The following is a 23,442-nucleotide window of genomic DNA, read 5'->3' as shown; positions in this document are numbered from 1 at the left end:
CAGCAGCCCGCCAAAATCCGACTAGGCTTACGGACGGGGAGGGCCACAGGCCCTCTGCCATGCGACTTTCGGCACAACCAGAACAAGGCCCGCCTGCCCATGCCCGTCCGCTTCGTCCGTCCGCTGCTCTGTTCCGCCAGTTTTCTCCTGACGCCCCTGGCGTCTGCCCTGGAAGCCCCCGGTGCCCCCGGCGCCGCACCCTTCTGGTCCTATGCCGGCAAGACCGGCATCGGCACCAGCTACGAAGCCTATCGCGACGGCGCCTACAGCGACCAGGCCAGCACCGGCCGCGTCTCGCGGGTGTGGTTTTCCCTGGCCCAGGGGGTGGTCACCGAGACCATGCAGGGACTCATCCACGAGGCGCAACTGCGCGAGATGCAGCTGGTGATCCGCGGGCCCGACTTCACCCACCTGGAGCGCGACGACACCGACAGCCGCATTGAATACCTCGCCACCGATACCGCCGGCCGGCCCACCTCGCTGGCCTACCGGATCGTCAACCGCGACCGCCAGGGTCGCTACGAGATCGAAAAGCACGTCTTCACCGACCCGGACCAGGACACCCTGGTCATGCGCGTCATCTTTCGCAGCCAGGACCCGCGCATCCAGCCCTATCTCTATGTCGATCCGGCGCTGGCCAACAGTGGCAGCCACGACCGCGCCGCGGTGAAGGGCGGGGTGCTCTATGCCAGCGAAGGCGAGCACGCCCTGGTGGTCAAGGCCAGCCAGCCGCTGCAGACGCCCACCGTGGGTTTCGTCGGCAGCTCCGACGGCCTCGACGACCTGCGCCGCAACGGCAAGCTGACCCAGACCTACAGCAGCACCGGCGACCAGGCCGGCAACGTCGCCATGCTGGCCAGGCTGCCGCTCAAGGGCGCCGAGACCACCCTGGACGTGGTGGTGGGCTTCGGCGCCAATCCGCGCCAGGCCGAGGCGGCGGCGGATGCCACCCTGGCCCGCGGTTATCAAAAGGTGCTGGCCCACTACAACGGCGAGGGCGACGCCATCGGCTGGCAGGACTACCTGGCCAGCCTCGACCAGCTGCCGCGCCTGCAGGCCCAGGCCGGCGACGGCGGCAAGCTGGTCAACGCCAGCGCCCTGGTGCTCAAGGCCCAGGAGGACAAGACCCACGCCGGCGCCCTGATCGCCTCGCTGTCCAATCCCTGGGGTGAAACGGTGCCGGCTGGCAAGGGCACCACCGGCTACAAGGCGGTCTGGCCACGGGACTTCTACCAGTGCGCCATGGCGCTGCTGGCGCTGGGTGACCGGCAGACGCCCAAGGTCGCCTTCAGCTACCTCAAGCAGGTGCAGGTGGATGCCAATACCGCGCACAAGCCGGCCGACAGCTCCGCCTTCATCCATCAGCAGAAACAGGGCGACGAGGTGCGGGCACCGGGCGCCACCGGCTGGTTCCTGCAGAAGACCCACGTCGACGGCACCATCGAGTGGGTCGGCGTGCAACTGGACCAGACCGCCATGCCGATCATGCTCGGCTATCGCCTCTGGCAGGGCGGCCTGCTGGGCGACGCCGAGATCGACCGCTGGTACCGCGAGATGCTCAGGCCCGCGGCGGACTTCCTCGCCCGCGACAGCCAGGTCAACCTGGGCTGGAACACCTGGCAGGTCAAGCCGCCGCAGACCCAGCAGGAACGCTGGGAGGAGCAGTGGGGCTATTCGCCATCCATCACCGCGGCGGTGATCGCCGGTCTCGCCACCGCCAGCGAACTGGCGCGCCATGCCGGCGACGAGGCCAATGCCAGCCGTTACCGCGAGACCGCCCGGCGCTATTCCGGCCAGGTGGAAAAGACCATGGCCACCACCCAGGGCAGCCTGGGCGCCGGCAACTACTACCTGCGCATCACCCAGAACGACGATCCCAACGACAAGGGCAAGCTGGTGGACAACAACAGTCGCCCGGGCCTGCCGGAGGACCAGGTGCTGGACGCCGGCTTCCTCGAACTGGTGCGCTACGGCGTGCGGCCGGCGAGCGATCCGCTGGTACAGAAGAGCCTGGCGGTGCTGGACGACGAAGGCCTGCCGGAGAATCTGCGGGTCAAGTACAGCTTCCAGTACCCCGGCATCACCGGCACCTTCCCCGGCTGGCGGCGCTACGGCAACGACGGCTATGGCGAGAGCGAAAGCTCCGGCATCAATTTCCCGGCCACCGAGCAGCCGGTAGCCAATTCCGGATTGCGCGGCCGGGTCTGGCCGATCTTCACCGGCGAACGCGGCCATTACGAGCTGGCGCGCCTGGTCCTGCAGGGCAAGCCGGACCCGGCGGCGCTGGGCAAGCTGCGTGACACCTACGTCCGCGGCCTGGAGCTGTTCGCCAATGCCGGCCTGATGCTGCCCGAGCAGGTCTGGGACGGCGTGGGCGACAACCGGCGCCACGGCTACACCCAGGGGCAGGGCACCGATTCGGCGACGCCGCTGGCCTGGTCCCATGCCGAATACGTCAAGCTGCTGCGTTCCCTGGCGGATGGCCAGGTATGGGATCACTACCCGGTGGTGGCGCGGACGTTGGCGCCCTGAGCAAGGTGAATGGCCAGGTCGCCAGTATCGTCAGGGCTCGCGACCCGGTAGCAGGTCTGGTCGATTTCGCTCCAGCCAATGCATGACGTGCTGGAGCAGGACCTCGGCCTGCTGCAAGGCCTCCTGCGCCATCGACTCGCTGACCAGATCGCCCGAGTAGTCGATGACATTGCGTTGCTTGCGCAAGGTATCCAGTACCACCATCGCCGATGTATCAAGACCCATGGTCCGGGGTAGCGACTGGATCATGGTCTGATGGTGGCCGGGACGGCTGGTTAGGGTCCGATAGCCATTGGCTTGAAGCGCTGCGTTCGCGCCTTGCATGATCGCCTTGTAGGCCAGGTCGAAGCGGCTTTCGCTGCTCAACGTTGGCAGACGCGCATCGGTCAAACTGCGTTGCGCGGCCTCTAGCAGGCGCTGGATGCCCGCAGGGTCAGGTGTGATCGCCTCAAGACTTTTGCCTAGCAAATTATCCAAGGTCATCTGTCCATCCTTGTGACAGTTGCCCAGCGGTGCCTATGACGAACACCTTGGGCTTCTTCAGCAGATCCGTGATGAAGGCCCCCCCTTCCATCAACAGCTTCTGCCATTCCTCTCGTCGGTATACCTTGGGATTGATCTCTCGGCCAAGCGTTTCCTGACAGGGATAGAGGGCGGCCACTACCTCACCGAAGGTCACAGTACCCAGGATCATGAGGTCTATATCGCTTCCGCTGTTTGCCTTACCACTCGCCATAGAGCCGAAGACGAAAGCTGTTTCTATCCTGTCTGCAATGGGGCTCAACGCTTCGGCTAGGATGTCGGTAAGGCCGCTAGTCTTGCGCAGAATGCTCGCCAGCTCTTCGAAGATGGGGCAGTCCCGGTTAGCGCGGTAGTGCTGTTGATTACCCACGCGCGTTTTCACGGCCAGACCGGCCGCGACCAGCTTGACGAGTTCGCGACTCAGGGTACCGGACTGGGTCTCGGTCAAGCGCGCGATTTCGCGTTGGTGATAGGTGCTCTCAGGATGGAGTAGAAGAAGCGCTAGGACTTTGCGGCGATAGTCGGGAAAGAGAACGGAGGCGAGTGACATCAGAAGTCCAGGTGCTGCCTTTTAGGCTGCAATTGAAGCCTAAAAGGCAGCAATCCTCCAGTACTAGCGGGCCTGTGCTGATCAGTTGGATGCCGAACCGACAAGCGGTAGATCTCTCCTATGCCCAGTGCCAGAGCCTCTATCACCTTGCCTCCCTCAGGGAACGCCTGTAACAAGACTTGTCTGATGGGCGTTCTCGCGCTTTCCTGAGGCAGCGGATCCTTCCGCTCGCCGCTGTTCTCCTCTCTTTCCGGTCTCTCTGCCCTCAGTCGCGTACCGCGCGGTAGCGTGCCCGGCTGTCGCGCTTTTCTCTCGCTCGCTCCGGCGACCGCTCCGGCGGTCTGGGGGCGGGTCTTTGCCGGTTCCTGTCAAGAAGGTCACGGATATGACTGACGTCGCTCTCCCCATCGCCCTCTACCTGGGCACCCTGGTGCTGCTGGCTTTCGCCCTGCGCCGCAGCCCGCTGCTCACCGAGGAGACCCTGGCGCGCTCCTCGCCGCTGGATGCCTTGCGCGGCATCCTCGCCACCGCCGTGGTCTGCCTGCATTTCGTGCTGACCTATCACCTCAAGGCCGAGGGCCAGTGGCGCGAACCCGACAGCGACCTGCTCTACAACATGGGTGTGGTGCCGGTCTCGCTGTTCTTCATGATCACCGGCTACCTGTTCTTCGGAAAGGTCTATCGGCGTACGCCGGACTGGGGCGAGCTGCTCCGTTCGCGGGTGTTGCGGGTAATGCCGCTGTATCTCTGCGTGGTGGCCGTGGTGGTGCTCTTCACCCTGATCCGCACCCACTTCGTCATCGCCGACGGCCAGCACTTCATGCTCGAACTGCTCAGCTGGGAGCTGTTTTCCGGCTTCAGTCTCAACGGCCTGGAAGAGAGCGGCTGGATGACCGCCGGCGCCCACTGGACGCTGCGCTACGAGGCGCTGTTCTATCTGGCCCTGCCGATCATCGCCGCGCTGTTCAATCGCCGTGGCTTCGGCCTGCCACTGCTGGTCTCGGCGCTGCTGGTGGGTGGCCTGGTCGCCGCCGGTTATCACTATCACGTGCTGGGCGCGCGCTTCGGTCTGCTGTTCCTGCTGGGTTTCCTGCCGGTGTTCGTCAAGGTCCATCGACCGGCGCTGCTGGCACGCTTGCGCACGCCCCTGGTGGCGGCACTGTCGCTGGCGCTGGTGGCTTACGCCATGACCCAGCCGGACTACAACCTCAAGCAGATGCTGGCGCTGGCGTTGCCCTTCGCCGCCATGGCCGCCGGCAACGACCTCTTCGGCCTGCTGCGCAGTCGTGGTCTCAAGGTGCTGGGCGAGATCAGCTACAGCCTCTATCTCACCCACGGCCTGCTGCTCTACGGACTCTTCACCCTGCTCAACCTGGGCTCGGTGGAGACCCTGGGCACGCTCGGCTTCATGGCGCTGCTGCCGCCGGTGCTGGTGCTCGCCTGCCTGCTGTCGATGCTCAGCTACCGCTGGATCGAGCGTCCGCTGATGCACCTGGGAAGGGCGCCACGGCCTCGGCACGTGCCGGCGTAAGCGCCGGCGCCGTCCCGGGATACTCCAGCAGAAAGGCCAGTGCCTGGGCGCAGGAGGCTTCCACCTTGAGCGCCAGCAGGTCGTCCGCGCGGGTACGCCCATAGCCCAGGGCGGCGATGGGCAAGCCGGCGCGGGCCGCGGCCTGGGCGAAGCGAAAGCCCGAATAGACCATCAGCGACGAGCCCACCACCAGCAGCGCATCGGCGCGGCCCAGGTGGGCGAAGGCACGCTCCACCCGCGCGCCGGGCACGTGTTCGCCAAAGAACACCACGTCCGGCTTGAGCAGGGCGCCGCAGCGCGGGCAGTCGGGCACCCGGAAACTCATGAAGTCCACGCCTTCCAGATCGGCATCGCCATCCGGCGCGGTAGCCGCGTCCAGCGCTAGCCAGTCGCCATTGAGTTCGCCCAGCCACTGCTGGAATTCCTGGCGCGGCAGACGCAGCTCGCAGCCCAGGCAGCGGATCTGGTCGAGGCGGCCGTGCAGGTCGATCACCGCCTCGCTGCCGGCGGCCTGGTGCAGGCGATCGACGTTCTGGGTCAGCAGCATCTCCACCTGGCCGCGCCGCTCCAGGGCCGCCAGGGCCTGGTGGGTGGCATTGGGCCGCGCCTGGCAGAAGCGCGGCCAGCCGATCAGGCTGCGTGCCCAGTAGCGACGGCGCAAGAGCTCGTCGCCGACGAAGGCCTGCAGGGTGACCGGCTGCGGGCGCTTCCAGGCGCCCTCGCGGTCGCGGTAGTCGGGAATGCCGGAATCGGTGCTGCAACCGGCACCGGTGAGCAGAAAGATCCGCTCGTGCCGGGCGATAAAGGACTGGAGCTCGGGCAGGGACATCGGACACCTGGAGTTGCGGACGATACCCCCAGCTTGGAAAGGGTTATGCCGGGAGGCAAGCCGCAGCTGACGAACGTCCTGTCCGCCAGGCGGCGCTTCGCCTCCTAGTACACCGGCACATAGATATAGATCTGCGAATCCTGCGCATCCACCCCGGTGAAGGCCTCGGTGTAGTGCTCGAAGCAGGCGCCCGGACGGGGTTGCAGGCTGCGCGCCGGCAGCAGCTCGGCGAACAGTCGGCCGAGGCTCTTGGCCACGCTGGGCGCCGTGCCCAGGTGCACGTAGCGGGCGTAGCGGCCTTCCGGCAATTCCTGGCGCACCATGCCAGCGGGCAGGGGGGCGCCCGGTGCGGTGGCCACCGCGGCCAGGTAGTGCATGGCGCCGGCCTGACGCCAGCTCAGGCCATACCATTCGGCGTCGCCTTCGCGACCGGTGATTTCCCCGGCACGGTCGGCGAAGCGCCGCCAGAGGGCGGCGATGTCTTCGCCCTGGCCAGGCTCGAACAGCAGACCGGTCACTTCCAGGGCGGGGTGGTCGACGATTTCCAGCGACATGGGACAGACTCTCTCGAAGATGCGATGAAGGCGGCCACCTTACTCCAGCGGCGCGCGGCGGTCAGCCGGGACAGGACAGGAACCGGCGGGACCCAGGGTCGCAGCGTACCCGAGCTGCCATCCCGGTTCACCGGGTGTTCTCCTGGCGGCCGCGAACTCGGCGCGCGTCCCTGCTGCGCCATCCAGGTGCCCGGCCGGGGTTCAGCGGTCCGCGGCGAGCGCCTGGGTCAGCGCCAGGCCCGCCAGGCGCGCGCTGGCCAGCAGTCGCTCCAGGCTCTGGCCATGCCGCGCGCTGGCGGAGAGCCCGGCCATGGTGGTGATGACGAAGTCGGCCAGCTCTTCCGCTCGCTCTGGCTGGCAGGCGGCGATACGGGTGCGGATGAGCGTCTGGGCCGCCTGGTGGTGCCGGTCGGCTGCCGCGCGGGCCTGGGGGTCGTCGGAATGGGTGCCCTCCAGCACCAGGCAGCCGGTCGAGCTGGGGTCGGCTACATAGCTGCGCGCCGCCTCTTCCAGCACCTGGGTGAGCGCTACCGCCAGGGACGGTTCGCCGTCCAGGATGTACTGCAGCAGCACGGCGCCTGTCGAGATGTAGCGCTCAAGTACCCGCTGGTACAGCTCGAGCTTGCTGCCGAAGGCCGCATAGAAGCTCGGCGGCCTGATCCCGAGCGCCTGGGTCAGGTCGGCGACGCTCAACCCGTCGTAGCCCTTTTCATGGAACAGACGCTGCGCCTGGACGAGGGCCTCGTCCGGATCGAAGCGGCGGGGCCGCCCACGCGGTGCGGGTTTATTTGTAGTGCTCATTACAAAAATACTTTGACAGCGGCTGGGAGAGGCTTATTGTAGCACTCACTACATTAATCAGGAGGCAGATCCATGAGCAATTTCGCAGGCAAGCAGGTGTTGGTGCTGGGCGGCAGTCGCGGCATAGGCGCCGCCATCGTGCGGCGCTTCGCCGCCGAAGGCGCCCGGGTGACCTTCACCTATGCCAGTTCCGGGGACGCCGCCCGGGCACTGGCCGCGGAAACCGGTAGCAGCGCCGAGCTGACCGACAGCGCCGACCGCGACGCGGTGATCGCCCGGGTGCGCGCCTGTGGGCCGCTGGACGTGCTGGTGGTGAATTCCGGCGTGGCGCTGTTCGGCGATGCCCTGGAACAGGATCCGGACGCCATCGACCGAATGTTCAGTATCAACATCCAGGCGCCCTATCATGCGGCGGTCGAGGCCGCGCGGCAGATGCCGGCAGGCGGGCGGATCATCGTCATCGGTTCGGTGAATGGCGATCGCATGCCGTTGCCCGGTTTGGCGGCCTATGCCGTGAGCAAGTCGGCCCTGCAGGGGCTCGCCCGCGGTCTGGCACGGGACTTCGGTCCGCGTGGCATCACCGTCAACGTGGTGCAGCCGGGGCCCATCGATACCGAGATGAATCCGGCAGATGGCCCCATGAAGGACCTGATGTACAGCTTCATGGCGATCAAGCGCCACGGCAGTGCCGACGAGGTGGCCGGCATGGTCGCCTGGCTGTCCGGCCCCGAGGCCGGCTTCGTCACCGGTGCCATGCACACCATCGACGGCGCCTTCGGCGCCTGATCGCGGCACGCGCCCCTGTCGCCCAGGGCCCAGGCGACAGGGGCGACAACCGGCTGCCCCGCCCGCACGCCTAGTGCGCCGGCCCCAATACCTCTTCGGCGATATCCAGCAGCGCCCGCAGCCTGTCCATGTGGCGCAGGTCCTGGTGATAGCCCACCCAGATATCCCGCGACGGAGGGCTGCCGAAGCGCTCGATGAGCTGCAGTCCTGCCGTCGCATCGCCGAGCGGGCGGGGCAGCACGGCAACCCCCAGTCCCCGTCGGCACATCTGCGCCTGAACGGTTCGACTGGTACTGGTGAAGGCGCGTTGCGCTCCCGGCAGCCGGTCGAGCAACCAGGCGACATCGGGAAAGTGCGCTTGCGCGCTGTTCATGAGGATCAGCCCGACCGCCGCCGTATCCTCCTGCACCGCCAGCGCCGTCTCGGCGGCGCCATAGAGGCCATAGGGCATCCTCAGGAAACGGCGCTGCACGATATCCGGTTCGCCGAAGGGCACCAGGCGAAAGGCCACGTCCGCATCGCGGCGCGAGAGATCCAGCAGTCGATAGCTGGCAATGACCTCGGGTACCACGGCAGGGTGCCGCCGGGTGAGGTCGGCCAGGACCGGCGCCAGGACATAGCCGGCAAACCAGTCCGCCGAAGAGATCCGCAGGATGCCCTCCAGGCGCTGGTGGTTACCTGCCAGACGCCGCTCCATGGCCAGGGCGGAGGCTTCCATGGACTCGGCCAGGGCGAATACGGCATCTCCCGAATTCGTCAGGATCAGGCCCTCGCGTGTGCGCCGTAGCAGCGCCTGTCCGGCTTCATCCTCGAGCGTTTTGATCCGGCGACCTACCGTCGGGTGGCTGATTCCCAAGGCTCGCGCGGCCGAGCCATAGGATCCGCCGCGGGCAACGGCCAGAAAGATCCGTACATCGCTCCATTCCATGGCGAACCTGCGTTCAAAAATGAACATTCAATATGCAGGAAAGGCAGTCCCCAAACAATATCGTAAGGGAGACCATGGCGGCTCACGTCTACTTCAGAGACTTTGGATTCAGCCAGGGATGTTCGCACTGGCTCCATGTAGGTGAGCGGCTATGAGCAGATTGCTGGATAGGGTTGCGATTGTAACGGGCGCCTCCAAGGGCATCGGCGCGGGTATTGCCCGGCAACTGGCGGCGGATGGCGCCAAGGTCGTCATCAGCTATGCGTCCGGCCAGGACGGGGCGGACGCCGTCCTCGCCGACATCGAGACAGCAGGGGGTACGGCGATCGCGCTACGCGCCGATGTCCGCCAGCGGGCCGACATGGACGCCCTGGTGAAAGCGGCCCTCGAACACTTCGGTCGCCTGGATATCCTGGTGAACAATGCCGGCGTCTATCAGTTCGCCAGGATCGAAGACACCACGGTGGACCTGTATCGGCTGCAATTCGACGTCAATGTGCTCGGACCCTTGCAGCTCATAGGCGCCGCCAGTCCCTATCTGGGCGCCGGCAGCAGCATCATCAACATCAGCTCGAATGTCACCAGCGTCCTGCCGGCGGAAAGCGCCGTCTACAGCGGCACCAAGGGCGCGCTCGATGCGATCACGGGGGTGCTCGCCCGCGAGCTGGGCCCTCGTGGTATCCGCGTGAATGCCGTCAGTCCTGGACTCATCGAAACCGAGGGCACCCGGACCGCCGGCGCCCTGGGCGCGGAATTCCAGGCCTGGAACGAGGCCCGCACCCCGCTCGGCCGTATCGGCCAGGTACGGGATATCGCCCCCATCGTCGCCTTTCTGGCGTCCGACGAGGCCCGCTGGGTGAGCGGCGAATTCATCTTCGGCTCCGGCGGCATGCGCTAGGCCAGGCGCTTGCCTTCGCCGCGCGCGCCGATCGCTGTCGCCGCTTGCTGACGCCCCTGCCAGCGATAGCCGCGAATTTCGAGAAATCGCTGCACCTACAGGTCGCGGGCCGGCAACGCCTGCGCGGATCAGGATGCAGCCCGATTGACGGTAAACGTTCATGAACTCATCCCTTCCCATGGTCCAGCCCGACAGCCGTCGCTGGTTCGCGCTGGGCGTGCTGCTGATCGGTACGCTACTGCCACCGCTCGACTTCTTCATCGTCAATGTGGCGCTGCCGGTGATCCGTCGCGACTTCGCGACCACCTCGGATCTGGCGCAACTGGTGGTCTCCGTCTATGCGACGGCTTATGCGGTCACCCTGATCCTGGGCGGTCGTCTGGGTGACATGTTCGGCCGCAAGCGTGTCTACCTCGGCGGCATGCTGGGCTTCGGTATCGCCTCCGCGCTATGCGGGGTCGCGCCGACGCCAGCCATGCTGATTGCCGGACGACTGTTGCAGGGCGTAACGGCTGCCATCATGGCGCCGCAGTCCATGGCCCTGATCCATGCGACCTTCCCTGCGGAAGAGAAGAATCGGGCGCTCGGCCTGTACGGCGCGACCTTCGGACTCGCCGCCGTGCTGGGCCAGCTCTTGGGTGGGGTGCTGATAGAGGCCAATCCCTTCGGATTGGGCTGGCGCAGCATCTTCCTCATCAATCTTCCGGTCATTCTCTGCGCCCTGCCGACCGCGCTGGTCGTGCTGCGCGAGAGCCGGGCCCGGCAACCGGGCCGGCTGGATGTCATGGGCGCCGGCCTGCTCGCGGCTGGGCTGCTGGCGCTGGTGGTACCCCTGGTCGAGGGGCCACGACTGCACTGGCCCTGGTGGTCGCTCCCCCTGCTCCTCGTCAGTGGCGGGTTGCTGATCACCTTCTGGCGCTACGAGCAACGCAAGGAAGCGGCCGGCGAGACGCCCTTGGTCCTGCCTTCCTTGCTCACCGCCTCCCGGCTCAGACGCACCCTCCTGGCGACCTTCCTGTTCTATGCCCTGGCGCCTTTCTTTCTCATCTTCGCCGTCTACCAGCAGGCCGGTCTGGGTCACGGAGCCCTGGCTGCGGGTTGGGCGATTCTGCCCCTGGGGATCGGCTTCCTCTGCGGGCCCCTGTGCAGTCCGCATCTTGCCCAACGACTGGGTGCGCGCACCGCCGCCTTTGGCATGGCCCTGGAGGTCCTGGGCCTGCTGTTGGCGGCCGCGCTGGCGGGCTTGCCCACCTGGCTGCCGGTGCCGCTGCTGTTGATCGGCCTGGGGCAGGGCATAGCGCTTCCGGCCCTGGTGAGAGTGAACGCGGATCAGGTGGCACCGAGCCTGGCCGGACTCGCCGCCGGCTTGATGAATGCCACCTTGCAGATCAGCGCCGCCCTGGCGGTAGCGCTCATCGGCGGCCTGTTTTTCGCCCTCGCCCCCGATGGCGCTGGCGCAAGAGAGGTACAGGTCGCCTTTGCCGTTGCCGCCCTGACGATGGGCGGTGCCTTGGCGCTAGCAGCCGTCTTGAGCTGGCCTAGCGCCCCGACGACCGCCGCACGCGGGGCCTGTGACGCAGAGTGAACAGCGCCTTTCACGGCGCGAGGAGAACAGCATGAGAAAGACCTGGCTTATTACCGGCTGCTCGAGCGGTCTTGGCGGCCATATCGCCGCAACGGCCGCTGCGCGTGGCGACAGAGTCGTGGCAACGGCTCGCGATCCTGCCGTACTGCAACCCCTGGCCCGGCAATTTCCGGAGAACCTGAGGGTCGTGCAGCTGGATGTCACCGACCCTGCCTCGGTGGCTGCCGCGATTGCCTGTGCAGAGCGGGAGTTCGGTGGTCTGGATGTCCTGGTGAACAACGCCGGGATAGGCTTCATCGGCGCCGTGGAGGAGGCCGAGCCCAGCGAATACCGGCCGGTGTTCGACGTGAATGTGTTCGGTCTGATCGAAACGACCCGCCTGGCGTTGCCTGTCCTGCGTCGGCGCGGCGGCGGCCGGATCGTCAACCTGTCATCCGGGGCAGGGCTCTCGGGAGGACCGGGCTCCGGCTACTACAGCGCGAGCAAGTTCGCGGTCGAGGGATTTTCCGAGTCGCTGGCCAGGGAAGTGGCACCCTTCGGAATCCGCGTGACCATCGTCGAGCCCGGGCCGTTTCGCACCGACTTTCTCGGACGCTCCATCGCCATGGCGGCGCGGGTGATCCCGGCCTATGCCGACACCGCGGGGCGACGGCGCGCCTACCGGGACAGCAATCACGGCAAGCAGGCGGGAGATCCGCGCAAGGCTGCCGCGGTGATAGTGCAGGCCGTCATGGCGACCGAGCCGCCCTTGCATCTGCCGCTCGGACCGGTCGCCTACGACATCGCGGAACGCAAGTCGCAGGCGCTGCGCGCTGACATGGCGGCCTGGCGCGATATCGCCCTGCATACCGACTTCGACTGATCGATCCTGGCGGGGCTGCGGTGCCCGTGGCCCCGGCCCTTCCACCCGCCTCGCGGATCATCTCGATCCCTATGCCCGACCCGCTTGAGCGGCACGCTCAGCGCAGTGAGATGCCAGGGTCGTTTTGCCTGGTGAGTGGATTCCGTTCTCGGCAAGCGTCCTTGCCGTTCCGTACATGAACACCGCTGGAGTGCTCCATGAGTCATACCTTCCCGGATTCGACTGCCGGCCACTGGCTGCAACGCTACTATTTCATCAGGGCTGCGGTTTCGCTGCTGTGGATCGCGCTGGCGCTCGCCATCGGCCACGAGCAGGGGTGGGTGGGGCCGCTGTTGCTCGTCCTCTACCCGGCCTGGGATGCCCTGGCGAACGTCCTCGATGCCCGCCAAAGCGGCGGACTGCGGCACAACGCTGCGCAACGGCTCAACGCCGTCGTCAGCCTGGGCGTCGCCGTGGCGATAGGGCTGGCATTGACGTTCGGCCTAGGCGCCGCGATCGGGGTGTTCGGGGTCTGGGCCTTGGCCGCTGGGCTTTTCCAGCTGGTCGTGGCGGTACGGCGCTGGCGAACGTCCGCTGGCCAGTGGGCGATGATCCTGAGTGGCGCTCAATCCGCCCTGGCGGGTGGCTTCTTCGTGAAGCAGGCGAATGACGGAGTCCCGCTGGATGTTTCCAGCGTGACGCCCTATGTGGCTTTCGGTGCCTGCTACTTCCTGGTCTCGGCGGCTTGGCTGGCGGTAGCGAAATGGCGGCGGAGCGCGGCCGGCAAGCGAGCCTGAGGTGGAGCCGACGCCCTGGTAGGCGCCGACCCGGTGGCGAAGGACTCAGCCGTAGCGCTTGAACGCCTCGATGGCCAGGCCGTTGCCGATGTTGCCGAAGCGGTCACCGTCCACCAGGCGGGCGCCGGGGAAGCGTCTGGCCAGGGCCTGGCGCAGCGCCGGGATGCCGCTGGAGCCGCCGGTGAAGAACAGGCTGTCGACCCGTGCGGGATCGAGGTCGGCGCGGGCCAGCAGGTCGTCCACGCCGCGGCTCAGGCGTTCCAGTTGCAGGGCGATGGCGGCGTCGAACAGCGGTCGCTCCAGATCCGCGGCCAGGCCGGTCTCGATGCGATCCAGGCGCAGGGTGCGGCGCCAGTCGTCGGTCAGGGCGATCTTGGCGTCTTCCACCTGGATCGCCAGCCAGTGGCCGGCGCGCTGTTCGATCAGCTTGAACAGCCGATCCATGCAGCGGGTGTCCTGGGCGTCGTATCTCATGTCGCGCAGGCCCAGCACGCTCTTCTTGGCGTAGACGGCGTTGATGGTGTGCCAGGTCGCCAGGTTGATGTAGTGGCTGGTGGGCATGGTGGCGCCACTCTTCATGGCGCTGCCGTAGCCCAGCAGCGGCATCACCCCTTCCAGACTCAACTGGCGGTCGAAGTCGGTACCGCCGACGTGCACGCCGCCAGTGGCGAGGATGTCACCGGCGCGGTCGGCCAGGTTGCGGCGCTCCGGCGCCAGGCGCACCAGGGAGAAGTCCGAGGTACCGCCGCCGATGTCGACGATCAGCACCAGCTCTTCGCGCTCGATGCTGCGCTCGTAGTCGAAGGCGGCGGCAAGGGGTTCGAACTGGAAGGAGATGTCGCTGAAGCCCATTTGGCGCGCCACCGCGGCCAGGGTGTTCTCGGCCTCCTGGTCGGCGACCGGGTCGTCATCGACGAAATGCACCGGACGGCCCAGCACCACGGCGTCGAAGGAGCGATCGGCCTGCTGTTCGGCGCGCTGCTTGAGGGTGCCGAGGAAGAGGCCGAGTACCTCGGTGAAGGGCAGGGCGCTGCCGAGGATGCTGGTCTCGCCCTTGAGCAGATTGGAGCCGAGCAGGCTCTTGAGCGAGCGCAGCAGGCGCCCCTCGTAGCCTTCCAGGTATTCGTGCAGCGCCTGGCGGCCATAGGCCGGGCGGCGCTCCTCGGCGTTGAAGAAGATCACCGAGGGCAGGGTGGCCTTGCCTTCTTCGAGGGCCAGCAGGACCTCGCCCGAGGGCCTGAGCCAGCCGGCGGTGGAGTTGGAGGTACCGAAGTCGAGGCCCAGGGCGCGGGCGGGTAGAGCAGCAGACATGTCAGGATCCGTAACGCGAGCAGCCGCGCAGTTTAGCCGAGACGCGCGTGCAGGCGAACCCTGGCCGGATGCCAGCAGGATCGACCCGCGCCGCTGCAGGCCTGAAGCGATGGCAGGCGAGCGGAGGTGTCAGCCCTTGCGCGAGCGGTCGCGCGGCTCTTCCAGTGTGCAGACCTCATCCTGGCAACGCCGACTGCCCTCTGGATGCGGCAGCCAGGTCAGGCCTGGGCGCAGCTTCAGGAAGAGCCGATAGCCCAGCTCCAGAACGGGGCGCAACGGCCGCCAGGCCAGCGGCCGCGCCCAGTTGCCGAGGCCGGCGGTGCGCCAGCTCCAGTAAGTGGCGTCCAGGCCCTTGAACCAGCGGCCGTCGGCATCCCGGGCGTGCAGCAGGTCGAGCATGGCCTGGCGCGGCGGGGCATCGACCGGCGCCTGCGTGGGGTAGTCCGGCGCGGCCAGGTCCACCAGCTGCAGCTGGCTGGGGTCGGCATGGCGGCGCAGCCAGGCGATCTCGCGGGCGCACAGCGGACAGGCGCCGTCGTGAAAGAGGGTCAGGGGCAGGCGAGGTGCGTGCATCGTGATCTTCCCAGGGGTCTTGCCTATCTGGACCGGCAGGCAGGGCGGCCGTTGCGCTTTCCGCCGAACGGTAAGCGCAACGGCCTCTCGTGGCGAGTCGGAATCAGAGACGCCGGATCACGGCATGGTAAGCAATCTGATAGCGAGGTCGGTATGGATCTGGGAATCAAGGGGCGCGTCGCCCTCATCACGGGTGCCAGCGGTGGCATGGGTCTGGCCACGGCGAAGCTGCTGGCCGAGGAGGGCGTCAAGCTGGTGCTTTCCGACCTGGAGCAGGGCAAGCTGGAAGAGGCGGCCAAGGGCCTGCCGGACGATACGCTGCTGATCGCCGCCGACATGACCGACCAGGCCGCGGTGGACCAACTGGTGGAGCAGGGCGAAGCCCGCTTCGGCCAGATCGACATCGTGGTGCACACCGCCGGTGTCACCGGCGCCAAGGGCGATCCCCTGGAACTGGCCGATGCCGACTACGAGGAAGCCTGGGCCACCGACTTCTTTTCCGCCGTGCGCGTCGGCCGCGCCGCCATTCCGCGCATGCGCAAGCGCGGCTGGGGCCGCTTCGTCTGCATCACCTCGGAAAACGCCGTCCAGCCCTATTGGGAAGAGGCCGTCTACAACGTGGCCAAGGCGGCCCTGGCCGCCTTCATCAAGAACCTGTCGTACAAGGAAGCGGCCCACGGCGTGCTGTGCAATACCGTGTCGCCGGCCTTCATCGAGACCGGCATGACCGACGGCATGATGGAAAAGCGCGCCAAGGAAAAGGGCGTCTCCTTCGAGGAAGCCATCGAAAGCTTCCTCGACGAAGAGCGGCCCGGCATCGTGCAGAAGCGCCGCGGCACGGTGGAAGAGGTGGCCGCGGCCATCGCCCTGCTGGTGTCCGAGCGTGCTTCCTTCATCAACGGCAGCAACCTGCGCGTGGATGGGGGCTCGGTCCAGGCGGTGCAGAACTAAGGTTAAAAAGTGCCTGCGCTCGGTGATGCTGCGTTAAAAACCAGCTGGATCGCCAGTCCGATCGGAATGCTCATTTACTATTTGTAAACTCGTTCGCGAGCCCGGTCCGCTTCCTCGCTGGTTTTTGCCTTGCCTGACCTTCGCTCGGCGACTTTTTAGCAAAGCCTTATCGAGGCTGGCGGGGCGGCTCCTCGGCCGTCCCGTTTTCCTGCTGGCGGCGCACGGCTTCTTCCAGGGGAATGAATTCCACCTGGCGATCCTTGACCACCGGCGGCAGGGTGATGCCCATGGAGACATAGATGCTGGTGAACATGTCGATGCCCATGTCCGCCGGTTTCACCCAGTCCACCGGCACATAGAGCAGCCCGCCACCCACGGGTACCGGCGCCGAGGGCACCAGCACGGCGTGATAGTGGCGACCCTCGATGTCGATCACCGCCGGATTGGGCAGTAGCGCCAGCACCGCCACACCCTTGCCCCCGAAGAAGCACCACACCGGACTCATGGCGCGGATGTCCGCCCCACCTTCCTTGCGGTCGAGCAACTCGACGAAGCGCTCGGCCAGGCCATAGAGCTTGCCCACCACCGGAATGCGGCGAAAGGTCAGGTCGGCGAACCAGCCCAGTGGCCGGCGCAGTCCCAGCTTGACCGCCAGGCCCAGCGGATAGAGCAGCACCAGCAGCAGCAGGGTACCGAGGCCATAGGCCGCCAGGGAATTGCCGACGAAGGGATGACCGACCGCCACGAACAGGCGGCCCAGGGTGGTGTTGGGTCCGATCAGGCCATTGAGGAAACTGACGATCCAGCCGATCAGCGCCAGGGTCAGCACCAGCGGCAGGAGCAGCAGTAGACCGGCCAGCCAGGTGGACACGATGCTTTCGATACCGCGACGAACGAAGGGCATGCAAGAACTCGACGGCTAAAGCGCCATTCTATACGGGCCAGGCGCGCTCGGCGTCGGCGCGGGCCGACTTTCTGGGCGCGCCCTCCTCACAGCCAGCGGCGATAGAAGGCGGCTTCCTGTTCCAGGGCATCCGCCTGGTTGTCCGCCCGGCGAAAGCCATGGCCTTCATCGGGATAACGCCTGACCACCACCGGTATGCCGCGCGCTTCCAGCGCCGCGGCCATGGCATCGGTCTGCGCCGGGACCACCACGGCATCCTTGAGGCCCTGCAGGAAGATCACCGGCGCCTGGATACCGTCGGCATGCAGCAGCGGCGTCCGCGCCTCGTAGCGCGCACGATCGGCCTCGGGATCGCCGATCAGCCAGTCCAGGTAGTCGGCCTCGAACTTGTGAGTAGCCTTGGCCAGCGCCAGGGGATCGCTGACGCCATAGAGGCTGGCGCCGGCGCGGAAGACGTCGCGGAAGGCCAGGGCGCAGAGCACCGTGTAGCCGCCCGCGCTGCCGCCGCGGATAAAGGCCCGCGCCGGGTCCACCAGGCCCTGGGCGCCCAGGTAGTCGACCACCGCGCAGGCATCCTCGACGTCCACCTCGCCCCAGCGCAGGTGCAGCGCCTGGCGGTAGGCCCGACCGTGGCCGCTGCTGCCGCGATAGTTGAGATCGGCCACGGCGAAGCCCTGGCGCACCCAGAACTGGATGCGGGCATCGAACACCGGATAGGTGCAGGAGGTGGGACCGCCATGGATGCTGACCAGCAGGGGCGGCGGCCCCTCGCCGTGCCGTTCCGGCAGATAGAGAAAGCCCCGGGCCTGGCTGTCGCCGCTGGGATAGCTCAGCGACCGGGGCGCGACGATGGCGCTGTCGCCGAAGGGCGCGACGCCGCCGGTGACGATCTCCACCGCGCCGCTCCGGCGGTCGATGGCCAGCACCGCCGAGGGGCGTGTGGGGGACGCGGCGATGCAGTAGCAGTGACTGTCGTCCAGCGCCAAGCCACGGAAGCGGCTGAAGTCCGCGGCCAGGCGGCGGGTCTCGCCATTCGTCCGGTGCTCGCCGAGCAGGCCGAAGCCATCTTCCTGCCAGGTTGCCAGCCAGCCTTCCGCGGTCGGCAGCCAGCTGCTACCGCCCAGTTGCCAGGGCGCCGCCGCATGATCCGCCGCGGGTGCCTCCTGGGGGGCGAAGCCCGCCGCGGACTCGCACCAGGGCTGCCACCAGCCCTGGCGATCGCTCAGCGCCCAGAGCCGTTGCTCGCTGTCGAACTGCGGTTGTTGCAGCGACTCCTCGGGATCGGCCGACACGACGGCGGGCGCACCGAGGCGTCCTGTGGTATCCAGCGGCGCCGTCAGCAGCCGGGTGCGGGTCCAGGGCTGGTGGGGCCGGTCCCACTCGATCCAGGCCAGGCGGCGGCCGTCGGCGCTGGTGCGTGGTGCGGCGTAGAAGTCCGCGCCTTCGGCCAGCACCTGGCGCGCGCCGCCCGCACGCAGGGCGACCAGGCGATGCCGCGGCGGCTGCTCGCGGCGATCCTCCTCGACCGCCAGCACCTGCTGCCGGACGCCATCCCAGTGCAGATCGCCATAGCGCCAGGCCTCGCCACCGGCCAGCCATTCGGGCGCGCCGCCCTCTAGCGGCTGGCGATAGACCGCCTGGTCGGCTTCGTTGACGAACAGCGGTCCCTGGTCACCCAGGCAAAGGGCGCCGCCGCCGTATTCGTAGACCTTGCTGCGCAGGCTGAAGCCCGCCGGCGTGAGACAACGCGGCGCGGCGCCGGCCTCGCGTACCCACAGCCGGGTGGCGCCGTCGGCGGGATCGTACTGACTCCAGTAGAGGCCGCTGGCATCGACCTTGAGTTCGGTGAAATCGATACCGGCGGCAACGGCCTGGGCTGGCGTGAGCGGGATAGGGGCGGTCATGGCGACTCCAGAGGTGTGCACAGCCGTCTAGCCTAGCAGCTGGGTGCGGAGGACTGGGTGAGGGATGCCACGCTGTTGGGCTTCGCTACGCTCAACCCAAACTGCGGGGGCTGCGTTGCTTTTGCCCCTCTCCCTGTGGGGGAGGGTTGGGGTGAGGGGGCAGTCCGTTCGGCGCCGGTGCTAGAACAGCCCCAGCTGCTCCCCCGGCGGGGCGAACTGGCTGCAATCCAGGCCCTCGCCCTCGCGGCGCTCCAGGCCGAAGCGGCGGCGTGCCAGGCGAAAGCGCTGGGCCAGCAGGTCGGCGAACTGGCCTTCGCCCTTCATGCGGATGCCGAAGCGACTGTCGTAGTTCTTCCCGCCGCGCGACTGGCGGATCAGGCTCATCACATGGGCGGCGCGGTCGGGGAAGTGCGTCTGCAGCCATTCCTCGAACAACTCGACGATTTCCAGTGGCAGCCGCAACAGCGTATAGCCGGCCGAGCGGGCGCCGTGGTCGCGGGCCGCCTCCAGCAGGGCTTCCAGTTCATGGTCGTTGATCATGGGAATCATCGGCGCCATCAGGGCACTCACCGGCACGCCGTGCTCGTGCAGGGTGCGCATGGCGCGCAGCCGGGCCTGGGGCGCCGCGGTGCGCGGTTCGAGGATGCGCTTGAGGTCATCGTCCAGCGTGGTCAGGCTGAAGGCGACGCGCACCAGATTGCGCTCGGCGAGCTGCACGAAGAGATCCAGGTCGCGCAGGATCAGCGCGCTCTTGGTGATGATCGTCACCGGGTGGCGATAGCGCAGCAGGATCTCCAGCGCCTGACGGGTCAGCTGGTACTGCCGCTCGATAGGCTGGTAGCCGTCGGTATTGATGCCCAGGGCGATGGGCTGCGGCTGATAGCCCCGCTTGCTCAGCTCCGCCTCCAGCCGCTCGGCCAGATTGGTCTTGGCGATCAGCTGGGTCTCGAAGTCGATACCGGGCGAGAGGTCCCAGTAGGCATGGGAGGGGCGGGCGAAACAGTAGATGCAGCCATGCTCGCAGCCGCGATAGGGATTCACCGAGCGATCGAAGCCGACGTCCGGCGACTGGTTGCGGCTGATCACCGTCTTGGCCGTTTCCTGGCGCACGCTGGTGGTGAAGGTCAGCGGGGTAGCTTCCTCGTACCAGCCGTCGTGCTCGGCCTCGCTGCGGGTCGCGGCAAAGCGATTGTGCGGATTGCTGGCGGTGCCACGCCCCCGTGGCGGGCGTTGGGGCTGGGTCATGAGCAGACCTCGATGTCTGTATTTTTATACAGTATAAGGTCTGGTCGATCCGGGCAAGGGTGCGGCTGCCACCCCAACAGCCGCACCCGCGTTTCCTACAACACCGAGATCGGGTAGTTGAGGATGATGCGGTTCTCGTCGAAGGAGCCGCTGGCACTGTAGTCGCGTCTCATGCTGGAGTTGCGCCAGCGGATCAGCAGCTTCTTCAGCGGCCCGCTCTGCACCTCGTATTGCACCTCGGATTCGCGACCCCACTCCTTGCCGTCGGTGATGCTGCCGGTGTGCACGTTGTCGCCGCTGAGGTAGCGGTTCATCAGGGTCAGGCCCGGCACGCCGAAGGCGGCGAAGTTGTGGTCGTAGCGCACCTGCCAGGAGCGCTCCCGGGCGTTGTCGTAGCTGGAGTTGTAGCTGTCGTTGGCCAGGGTGCCGCCGCTGGTGCCGTTGACCCTCATCCAGGCGCTGTCGCCGCTGACGCGCTGCAGGCCGACATAGAAGGTGCCGCCGCCCTGCTTGGCCGAGAGCAGCGCATAGGCGGTGCGGTTGTCCAGGGCACCGGCGCGGGCCGAGCCATCATCGTCGCCGATGAAGTAGCCGAGGTTGGCGCCCAGGGTCCAGCTGCCCACCGGCTGGTAGTGGATCAGGTTGATGAACTTCTGGTTGTAGATGTCTTCGAGCTGGGCGTACCAGAGGCCGATCTGGGTGCGCTTCTCGTTGAACTTGTATTCGCCGCCGACGAAGTTGAAGCGGTCGGAGGTGGCATTGGCGCGGCCCTGCATGAACATGTCTTCCATGCTGGCGTCGTTGCGCGGGCTGTTCTGCCGCATCTGGCCGCCCCAGAGTTCCAGGTTCTGGATCTCGGTGGAGTGGATCTGCGCGCCCTGGAAGGTCTGCGGCAGCGAGCGACCGTCGTCGGATCTGAGGATCGGCAGCACGGCGAACCACTCGCCGACCTTGATATCGGTCTTGGACACCTTGGCCTTGGCGGCCACCGCCAGGCGGCCGAAATCCTTGGCCGGTTCGTTGCCGGCATGGGTCGGCAGCAGCTGGGTGCCGTAGGTGCCGGCGCCACCGTCGAGCTTGACCGAATAGAGCCCCAGGGCATCGACGCCGAAGCCCACCGGTCCCTGGGTGTAGCCGGAGGTCAGGCCGAAGATGAAGCTCTGGGTCCATTCCTCGGCCTTGTTCTGCGCGGTGTAGGCCGGATCGACGAAGTTGCGATTGAAGTAGAAGTTGCGCAGGTTGAGCGTGGCCTTGGTGCCTTCGATGAAGCCGTCCGCGGCCCACAGCGGCGTGGTGCTGGCGAGGGCGGCGAAGGCGGCGCAGGCACGGGCGAGCCGGCCGGAAGCGAGTCGAGTGCTCATGGTGTTCCTTGTTCTTGTAGGTAAGGGGTGCCCTGCCGGCGCGGGGGCGGCATCTGACGAGGGCGGGTAGGGCGGTGGCGCGAGGTACGGCTAGGAGGGTGCAGGCGACATGAGGGATTCCTTTCTTATTTGAATTATCGGAAAGCAGCGGCCGAGGCGTTCGGCCAAGTAGTTATATGACAACGTATGTCTTGCGGCAAGACTACCAAGGTAGCAGGACGGAGCCCTCGCCAGGCGAGGGCTCGCGAGGGGTCAGACGCTGGCCTTGAGGCTGTCCTGGCGGGCCGTGTCGTAGGCGTGCTTGTCCATCTGCACGGCGCCCGGCTTGCCCAGGTCGCTCATGGGTACCCGGTAGGTTTCCGGCGACAGGTAGGCCGCCAGGGCCGACAGGCAGGTCACGCCGAAGGCCAGGCCACCGACCACCAGCCAGATGTTGTCGGTGCCGGGCGGGGCGACCAGGGCGAACAGTGCCGGCAGCAGGGCGGTGAGCATGGTGCCGATGTTCTGGGCGATGGCCATGGCCGAGACGCGGTAGCGGGTCTGGAACTGCTCCGGGTAGAAGCTGGGGAAGACCGCGTTGTAGCCCTGGTAGACCACGCCCCACGTCAGCAGCGACATGAGGAAGGCCAGCGGCAGGTTGTGGATGCTGATGGCATAGAGGTAACCGAAGGCCAGCAGACCCGAACCCAGGGCGCCACCGATCATGGTCGGCCGGCGACCGATGCGGTCGGAGAGGTTGCCGACGAAGGGGATCACCAGCACGGCGACGATGTTGCCCACCACCGGTATCCACAGGTAGACGCTCTTGTCAAAGCCGATGCCGTAGGCCGGCTGCACCGCGTAGGCGGCGCCGAAGATGGTGGCCACCACCGGGATGACGTTCATCAGCGCCATCAGCGCGACCAGGACCATGGCCTTCCAGCTGGTGGTCAGGGCTTCGCCGATGGGCGAGCGTCTGGCCACGGTGGCGGTGCCGGTCTTGGCTTCTTCCTTGACGAAGGCGGGCGTCTCATGGACTTCCCGGCGGATGATGAATCCGGCCAGGAGGACGAAGGCGCTGAGCAGGAAGGGGATGCGCCAGCCCCAGCTGTTGAAGGCATCTGCGGGCATGAAGTAGGCCAGTGGCAGGAACACCGCGGCGGCCATCACCTGGCCGGCCTGCACCCCCTGCAGGGTAAAGCTCGCATAGTAGCCACGTCGGCCGAAGGGCGCGTGTTCGAGCACCATGGAACTGGCCCCGGAGATCTCGCCGGCCACGGCGAAGCCCTGGATCAGGCGCAGCACCACCAGCAGGATGGGCGCGAGGATGCCGATCTGGTGATAGGTGGGCAGCAGGCCCACGGCCATGGTGGCGATGCCCATGAGGAACATGCACAGCAGCAGGACGTTCTTGCGGCCGCGGGTATCGCCCCAGTGACCGAGCACGAAGGCGCCGACCGGTCGCGCCAGATAGCCCACGCCATAGGTGGCGAGGGAGGCGACGATGGCCATCTTGGGATCGCTGGAGGGGAAGAAGATCTGCGGAAAGATCAGCGCCGCCGCCTGGGCGTAGATGAAGAAGTCATAGTATTCCAGCGCCGAGCCGATCCAGCCGCTCGCGGTGGCTTTCTTGGCTTGGGAGCCAGGGGTGGGGGAGGCGGTAGTGGCCATGGTTGTCTCCGGAATTTTATTGTCAGGCCAGGAGGGTTTCAGCGCCGCGCACGAACTCGCTCGGGCCGCGGGAGCCGAAGATGGAAAGGACGAGAGGAGCTAGCCTGGCCGTCGCCGACTGAGCGCGGTGGGACTGCAGACGCGACGGGGGACGCAGGATAACGTGGATAGCTGAGGCATGGACGCACACTCTTGTTTGTCTTGTTATGGTCGACGCGGCGGAAGCGACGAGCGCTGGGCTCTGCGATCCATAGTGCGAGGCGCTGCCGCGCCTGGTCAATTCGCCGGACGACCAAATGTTCGATCAGCGAACAGAAACTAACCGGTTCGTACATAATCCATTGTTGGGCCCCGCGGTGCCACGAATAATCGGTGCCAGACCCGACGAA

At 67.0% G+C, this 23,442-nt stretch carries 21 protein-coding genes; 8 read left to right on the top strand and 13 right to left on the bottom strand.

The features are described from left to right. Positions 1–99 precede the first annotated feature (99 nt). Positions 100–2,532 (top strand): glucan 1,4-alpha-glucosidase, encoded by a 2,433-nt coding sequence (locus QE393_RS16500; RefSeq protein ID WP_310044720.1) that lies wholly within the window; start codon positions 100–102, stop codon positions 2,530–2,532. A gap of 30 nt (positions 2,533–2,562) precedes the next feature. On the opposite strand, the gene QE393_RS16495 is transcribed toward QE393_RS16500, so the two are convergent. Then, positions 2,563–3,015, bottom strand: coding sequence for a DNA-binding protein (locus QE393_RS16495; RefSeq protein WP_273808993.1), 453 nt, complete (start codon positions 3,013–3,015; stop codon positions 2,563–2,565). Beyond that, positions 3,002–3,604, bottom strand: coding sequence for a nucleotidyltransferase domain-containing protein (locus QE393_RS16490; RefSeq protein ID WP_310044717.1), 603 nt, complete (start codon positions 3,602–3,604; stop codon positions 3,002–3,004). Before QE393_RS16490 ends, QE393_RS16495 begins: the two co-directional genes overlap by 14 nt. Before the next feature lie 385 nt (positions 3,605–3,989). Between QE393_RS16490 and QE393_RS16485 the strand changes: the two genes are divergently transcribed. Beyond that, a complete protein-coding gene (locus QE393_RS16485; protein WP_273808995.1) occupies positions 3,990–5,135 on the top strand; it encodes an acyltransferase in 1,146 nt (381 codons plus the stop codon). On the opposite strand, the gene QE393_RS16480 is transcribed toward QE393_RS16485, so the two are convergent. The 3 genes from QE393_RS16480 to QE393_RS16470 all read right to left on the bottom strand — a co-directional run bounded on the left by QE393_RS16480 (position 5,062) and on the right by QE393_RS16470 (position 7,319). Continuing rightward, positions 5,062–5,964, bottom strand: a complete 903-nt coding sequence (locus QE393_RS16480) for an NAD-dependent protein deacetylase (RefSeq protein WP_273808996.1) — start codon at positions 5,962–5,964, stop codon at positions 5,062–5,064. The two genes, QE393_RS16485 and QE393_RS16480, sit on opposite strands and share 74 nt — an antisense overlap. Positions 5,965–6,068: 104 nt before the next feature. Beyond that, on the bottom strand, positions 6,069–6,518 hold the full coding sequence (locus QE393_RS16475; protein WP_273808997.1) for a GyrI-like domain-containing protein: 450 nt from the start codon (positions 6,516–6,518) through the stop codon (positions 6,069–6,071). A 201-nt stretch (positions 6,519–6,719) separates the two neighbouring features. Beyond that, positions 6,720–7,319 carry a TetR/AcrR family transcriptional regulator gene (locus QE393_RS16470; RefSeq protein WP_310044713.1) on the bottom strand — a complete coding sequence of 200 codons (600 nt, stop codon included), beginning with the start codon at positions 7,317–7,319 and terminating at the stop codon, positions 6,720–6,722. A 72-nt stretch (positions 7,320–7,391) separates the two neighbouring features. Between QE393_RS16470 and bdcA the strand changes: the two genes are divergently transcribed. Further along, entirely contained in the window at positions 7,392–8,105 is a 714-nt protein-coding gene (gene bdcA / locus QE393_RS16465; protein ID WP_273808999.1) for an SDR family oxidoreductase, read from the top strand. 70 nt (positions 8,106–8,175) lie between these two features. Here bdcA and QE393_RS16460 read toward each other — a convergent pair whose 3' ends face one another. Further along, positions 8,176–9,033: a LysR family transcriptional regulator gene (locus QE393_RS16460; protein ID WP_273809000.1), complete on the bottom strand. Its 858-nt coding sequence runs from the start codon at positions 9,031–9,033 to the stop codon at positions 8,176–8,178. Between the two features lie 151 nt (positions 9,034–9,184). Here QE393_RS16460 and QE393_RS16455 point away from each other — a divergent pair, with 151 nt between their 5' ends. The 4 genes from QE393_RS16455 to QE393_RS16440 all read left to right on the top strand — a co-directional run bounded on the left by QE393_RS16455 (position 9,185) and on the right by QE393_RS16440 (position 13,154). Then, the gene (locus QE393_RS16455; RefSeq protein ID WP_273809001.1) at positions 9,185–9,931 is read left to right on the top strand and encodes an SDR family NAD(P)-dependent oxidoreductase; all 747 of its coding nucleotides are present in this window, start codon (positions 9,185–9,187) and stop codon (positions 9,929–9,931) included. A 160-nt stretch (positions 9,932–10,091) separates the two neighbouring features. After that, positions 10,092–11,516, top strand: coding sequence for an MFS transporter (locus QE393_RS16450; RefSeq protein ID WP_310044712.1), 1,425 nt, complete (start codon positions 10,092–10,094; stop codon positions 11,514–11,516). A 31-nt stretch (positions 11,517–11,547) separates the two neighbouring features. Beyond that, positions 11,548–12,378: an oxidoreductase gene (locus QE393_RS16445; RefSeq protein ID WP_273809003.1), complete on the top strand. Its 831-nt coding sequence runs from the start codon at positions 11,548–11,550 to the stop codon at positions 12,376–12,378. A gap of 197 nt (positions 12,379–12,575) precedes the next feature. Then, entirely contained in the window at positions 12,576–13,154 is a 579-nt protein-coding gene (locus tag QE393_RS16440) for a DUF308 domain-containing protein (protein ID WP_273809004.1), read from the top strand. 45 nt (positions 13,155–13,199) lie between these two features. Here the strand turns inward: QE393_RS16440 and QE393_RS16435 are convergent, their stop codons facing one another. Then, positions 13,200–14,465 (bottom strand): Hsp70 family protein, encoded by a 1,266-nt coding sequence (locus tag QE393_RS16435; RefSeq protein ID WP_310044709.1) that lies wholly within the window; start codon positions 14,463–14,465, stop codon positions 13,200–13,202. 129 nt (positions 14,466–14,594) lie between these two features. Beyond that, positions 14,595–15,038: a DUF393 domain-containing protein gene (locus QE393_RS16430; RefSeq protein ID WP_310044708.1), complete on the bottom strand. Its 444-nt coding sequence runs from the start codon at positions 15,036–15,038 to the stop codon at positions 14,595–14,597. 153 nt (positions 15,039–15,191) lie between these two features. Here QE393_RS16430 and QE393_RS16425 point away from each other — a divergent pair, with 153 nt between their 5' ends. Next, positions 15,192–15,989, top strand: a complete 798-nt coding sequence (locus QE393_RS16425; RefSeq protein ID WP_310044707.1) for an SDR family oxidoreductase — start codon at positions 15,192–15,194, stop codon at positions 15,987–15,989. Between the two features lie 166 nt (positions 15,990–16,155). On the opposite strand, the gene QE393_RS16420 is transcribed toward QE393_RS16425, so the two are convergent. The 5 genes from QE393_RS16420 to QE393_RS16400 all read right to left on the bottom strand — a co-directional run bounded on the left by QE393_RS16420 (position 16,156) and on the right by QE393_RS16400 (position 23,053). Further along, the gene (locus tag QE393_RS16420) at positions 16,156–16,893 is read right to left on the bottom strand and encodes a DUF502 domain-containing protein (RefSeq protein ID WP_273809008.1); all 738 of its coding nucleotides are present in this window, start codon (positions 16,891–16,893) and stop codon (positions 16,156–16,158) included. A gap of 86 nt (positions 16,894–16,979) precedes the next feature. After that, positions 16,980–18,797, bottom strand: coding sequence for a S9 family peptidase (locus QE393_RS16415; protein ID WP_310044705.1), 1,818 nt, complete (start codon positions 18,795–18,797; stop codon positions 16,980–16,982). A 180-nt stretch (positions 18,798–18,977) separates the two neighbouring features. Then, the gene (locus tag QE393_RS16410; protein ID WP_310044703.1) at positions 18,978–20,042 is read right to left on the bottom strand and encodes a PA0069 family radical SAM protein; all 1,065 of its coding nucleotides are present in this window, start codon (positions 20,040–20,042) and stop codon (positions 18,978–18,980) included. A gap of 95 nt (positions 20,043–20,137) precedes the next feature. Then, entirely contained in the window at positions 20,138–21,403 is a 1,266-nt protein-coding gene (locus QE393_RS16405) for an OprD family porin (protein WP_310044701.1), read from the bottom strand. A gap of 252 nt (positions 21,404–21,655) precedes the next feature. Beyond that, the gene (locus QE393_RS16400) at positions 21,656–23,053 is read right to left on the bottom strand and encodes an MFS transporter (RefSeq protein WP_310044700.1); all 1,398 of its coding nucleotides are present in this window, start codon (positions 23,051–23,053) and stop codon (positions 21,656–21,658) included. Between the last annotated feature and the right edge of the window lie 389 nt (positions 23,054–23,442).

It is taken from the genome of Pseudomonas sp. SORGH_AS_0211, assembly GCF_031453455.1.
Taxonomy (GTDB): Bacteria; Pseudomonadota; Gammaproteobacteria; order Pseudomonadales; family Pseudomonadaceae; genus Chryseomonas; species Chryseomonas aestiva.
Note: the sequence above shows the minus strand (reverse complement) of the source record. Positions and strands in the feature narration are given on the sequence as shown.

What these genes read in the sequence shown, in the direction of transcription:
- QE393_RS16430 (WP_310044708.1), bottom strand. Translation starts at nt 15,038, where the DNA reads ATGCACGCACCTCGCCTGCCCCTGACCCTCTTTCACGACGGCGCCTGT.
- QE393_RS16450 (WP_310044712.1), top strand. Translation starts at nt 10,092, where the DNA reads ATGAACTCATCCCTTCCCATGGTCCAGCCCGACAGCCGTCGCTGGTTC.
- QE393_RS16405 (WP_310044701.1), bottom strand. Translation starts at nt 21,403, where the DNA reads ATGAGCACTCGACTCGCTTCCGGCCGGCTCGCCCGTGCCTGCGCCGCC.
- QE393_RS16470 (WP_310044713.1), bottom strand. Translation starts at nt 7,319, where the DNA reads ATGAGCACTACAAATAAACCCGCACCGCGTGGGCGGCCCCGCCGCTTC.
- QE393_RS16415 (WP_310044705.1), bottom strand. Translation starts at nt 18,797, where the DNA reads ATGACCGCCCCTATCCCGCTCACGCCAGCCCAGGCCGTTGCCGCCGGT.
- QE393_RS16420 (WP_273809008.1), bottom strand. Translation starts at nt 16,893, where the DNA reads ATGCCCTTCGTTCGTCGCGGTATCGAAAGCATCGTGTCCACCTGGCTG.
- QE393_RS16440 (WP_273809004.1), top strand. Translation starts at nt 12,576, where the DNA reads ATGAGTCATACCTTCCCGGATTCGACTGCCGGCCACTGGCTGCAACGC.
- QE393_RS16475 (WP_273808997.1), bottom strand. Translation starts at nt 6,518, where the DNA reads ATGTCGCTGGAAATCGTCGACCACCCCGCCCTGGAAGTGACCGGTCTG.
- QE393_RS16435 (WP_310044709.1), bottom strand. Translation starts at nt 14,465, where the DNA reads ATGTCTGCTGCTCTACCCGCCCGCGCCCTGGGCCTCGACTTCGGTACC.
- QE393_RS16460 (WP_273809000.1), bottom strand. Translation starts at nt 9,033, where the DNA reads ATGGAATGGAGCGATGTACGGATCTTTCTGGCCGTTGCCCGCGGCGGA.
- bdcA (WP_273808999.1), top strand. Translation starts at nt 7,392, where the DNA reads ATGAGCAATTTCGCAGGCAAGCAGGTGTTGGTGCTGGGCGGCAGTCGC.
- QE393_RS16425 (WP_310044707.1), top strand. Translation starts at nt 15,192, where the DNA reads ATGGATCTGGGAATCAAGGGGCGCGTCGCCCTCATCACGGGTGCCAGC.
- QE393_RS16410 (WP_310044703.1), bottom strand. Translation starts at nt 20,042, where the DNA reads ATGACCCAGCCCCAACGCCCGCCACGGGGGCGTGGCACCGCCAGCAAT.
- QE393_RS16490 (WP_310044717.1), bottom strand. Translation starts at nt 3,604, where the DNA reads ATGTCACTCGCCTCCGTTCTCTTTCCCGACTATCGCCGCAAAGTCCTA.
- QE393_RS16455 (WP_273809001.1), top strand. Translation starts at nt 9,185, where the DNA reads ATGAGCAGATTGCTGGATAGGGTTGCGATTGTAACGGGCGCCTCCAAG.
- QE393_RS16480 (WP_273808996.1), bottom strand. Translation starts at nt 5,964, where the DNA reads ATGTCCCTGCCCGAGCTCCAGTCCTTTATCGCCCGGCACGAGCGGATC.
- QE393_RS16495 (WP_273808993.1), bottom strand. Translation starts at nt 3,015, where the DNA reads ATGACCTTGGATAATTTGCTAGGCAAAAGTCTTGAGGCGATCACACCT.
- QE393_RS16400 (WP_310044700.1), bottom strand. Translation starts at nt 23,053, where the DNA reads ATGGCCACTACCGCCTCCCCCACCCCTGGCTCCCAAGCCAAGAAAGCC.
- QE393_RS16500 (WP_310044720.1), top strand. Translation starts at nt 100, where the DNA reads ATGCCCGTCCGCTTCGTCCGTCCGCTGCTCTGTTCCGCCAGTTTTCTC.
- QE393_RS16485 (WP_273808995.1), top strand. Translation starts at nt 3,990, where the DNA reads ATGACTGACGTCGCTCTCCCCATCGCCCTCTACCTGGGCACCCTGGTG.
- QE393_RS16445 (WP_273809003.1), top strand. Translation starts at nt 11,548, where the DNA reads ATGAGAAAGACCTGGCTTATTACCGGCTGCTCGAGCGGTCTTGGCGGC.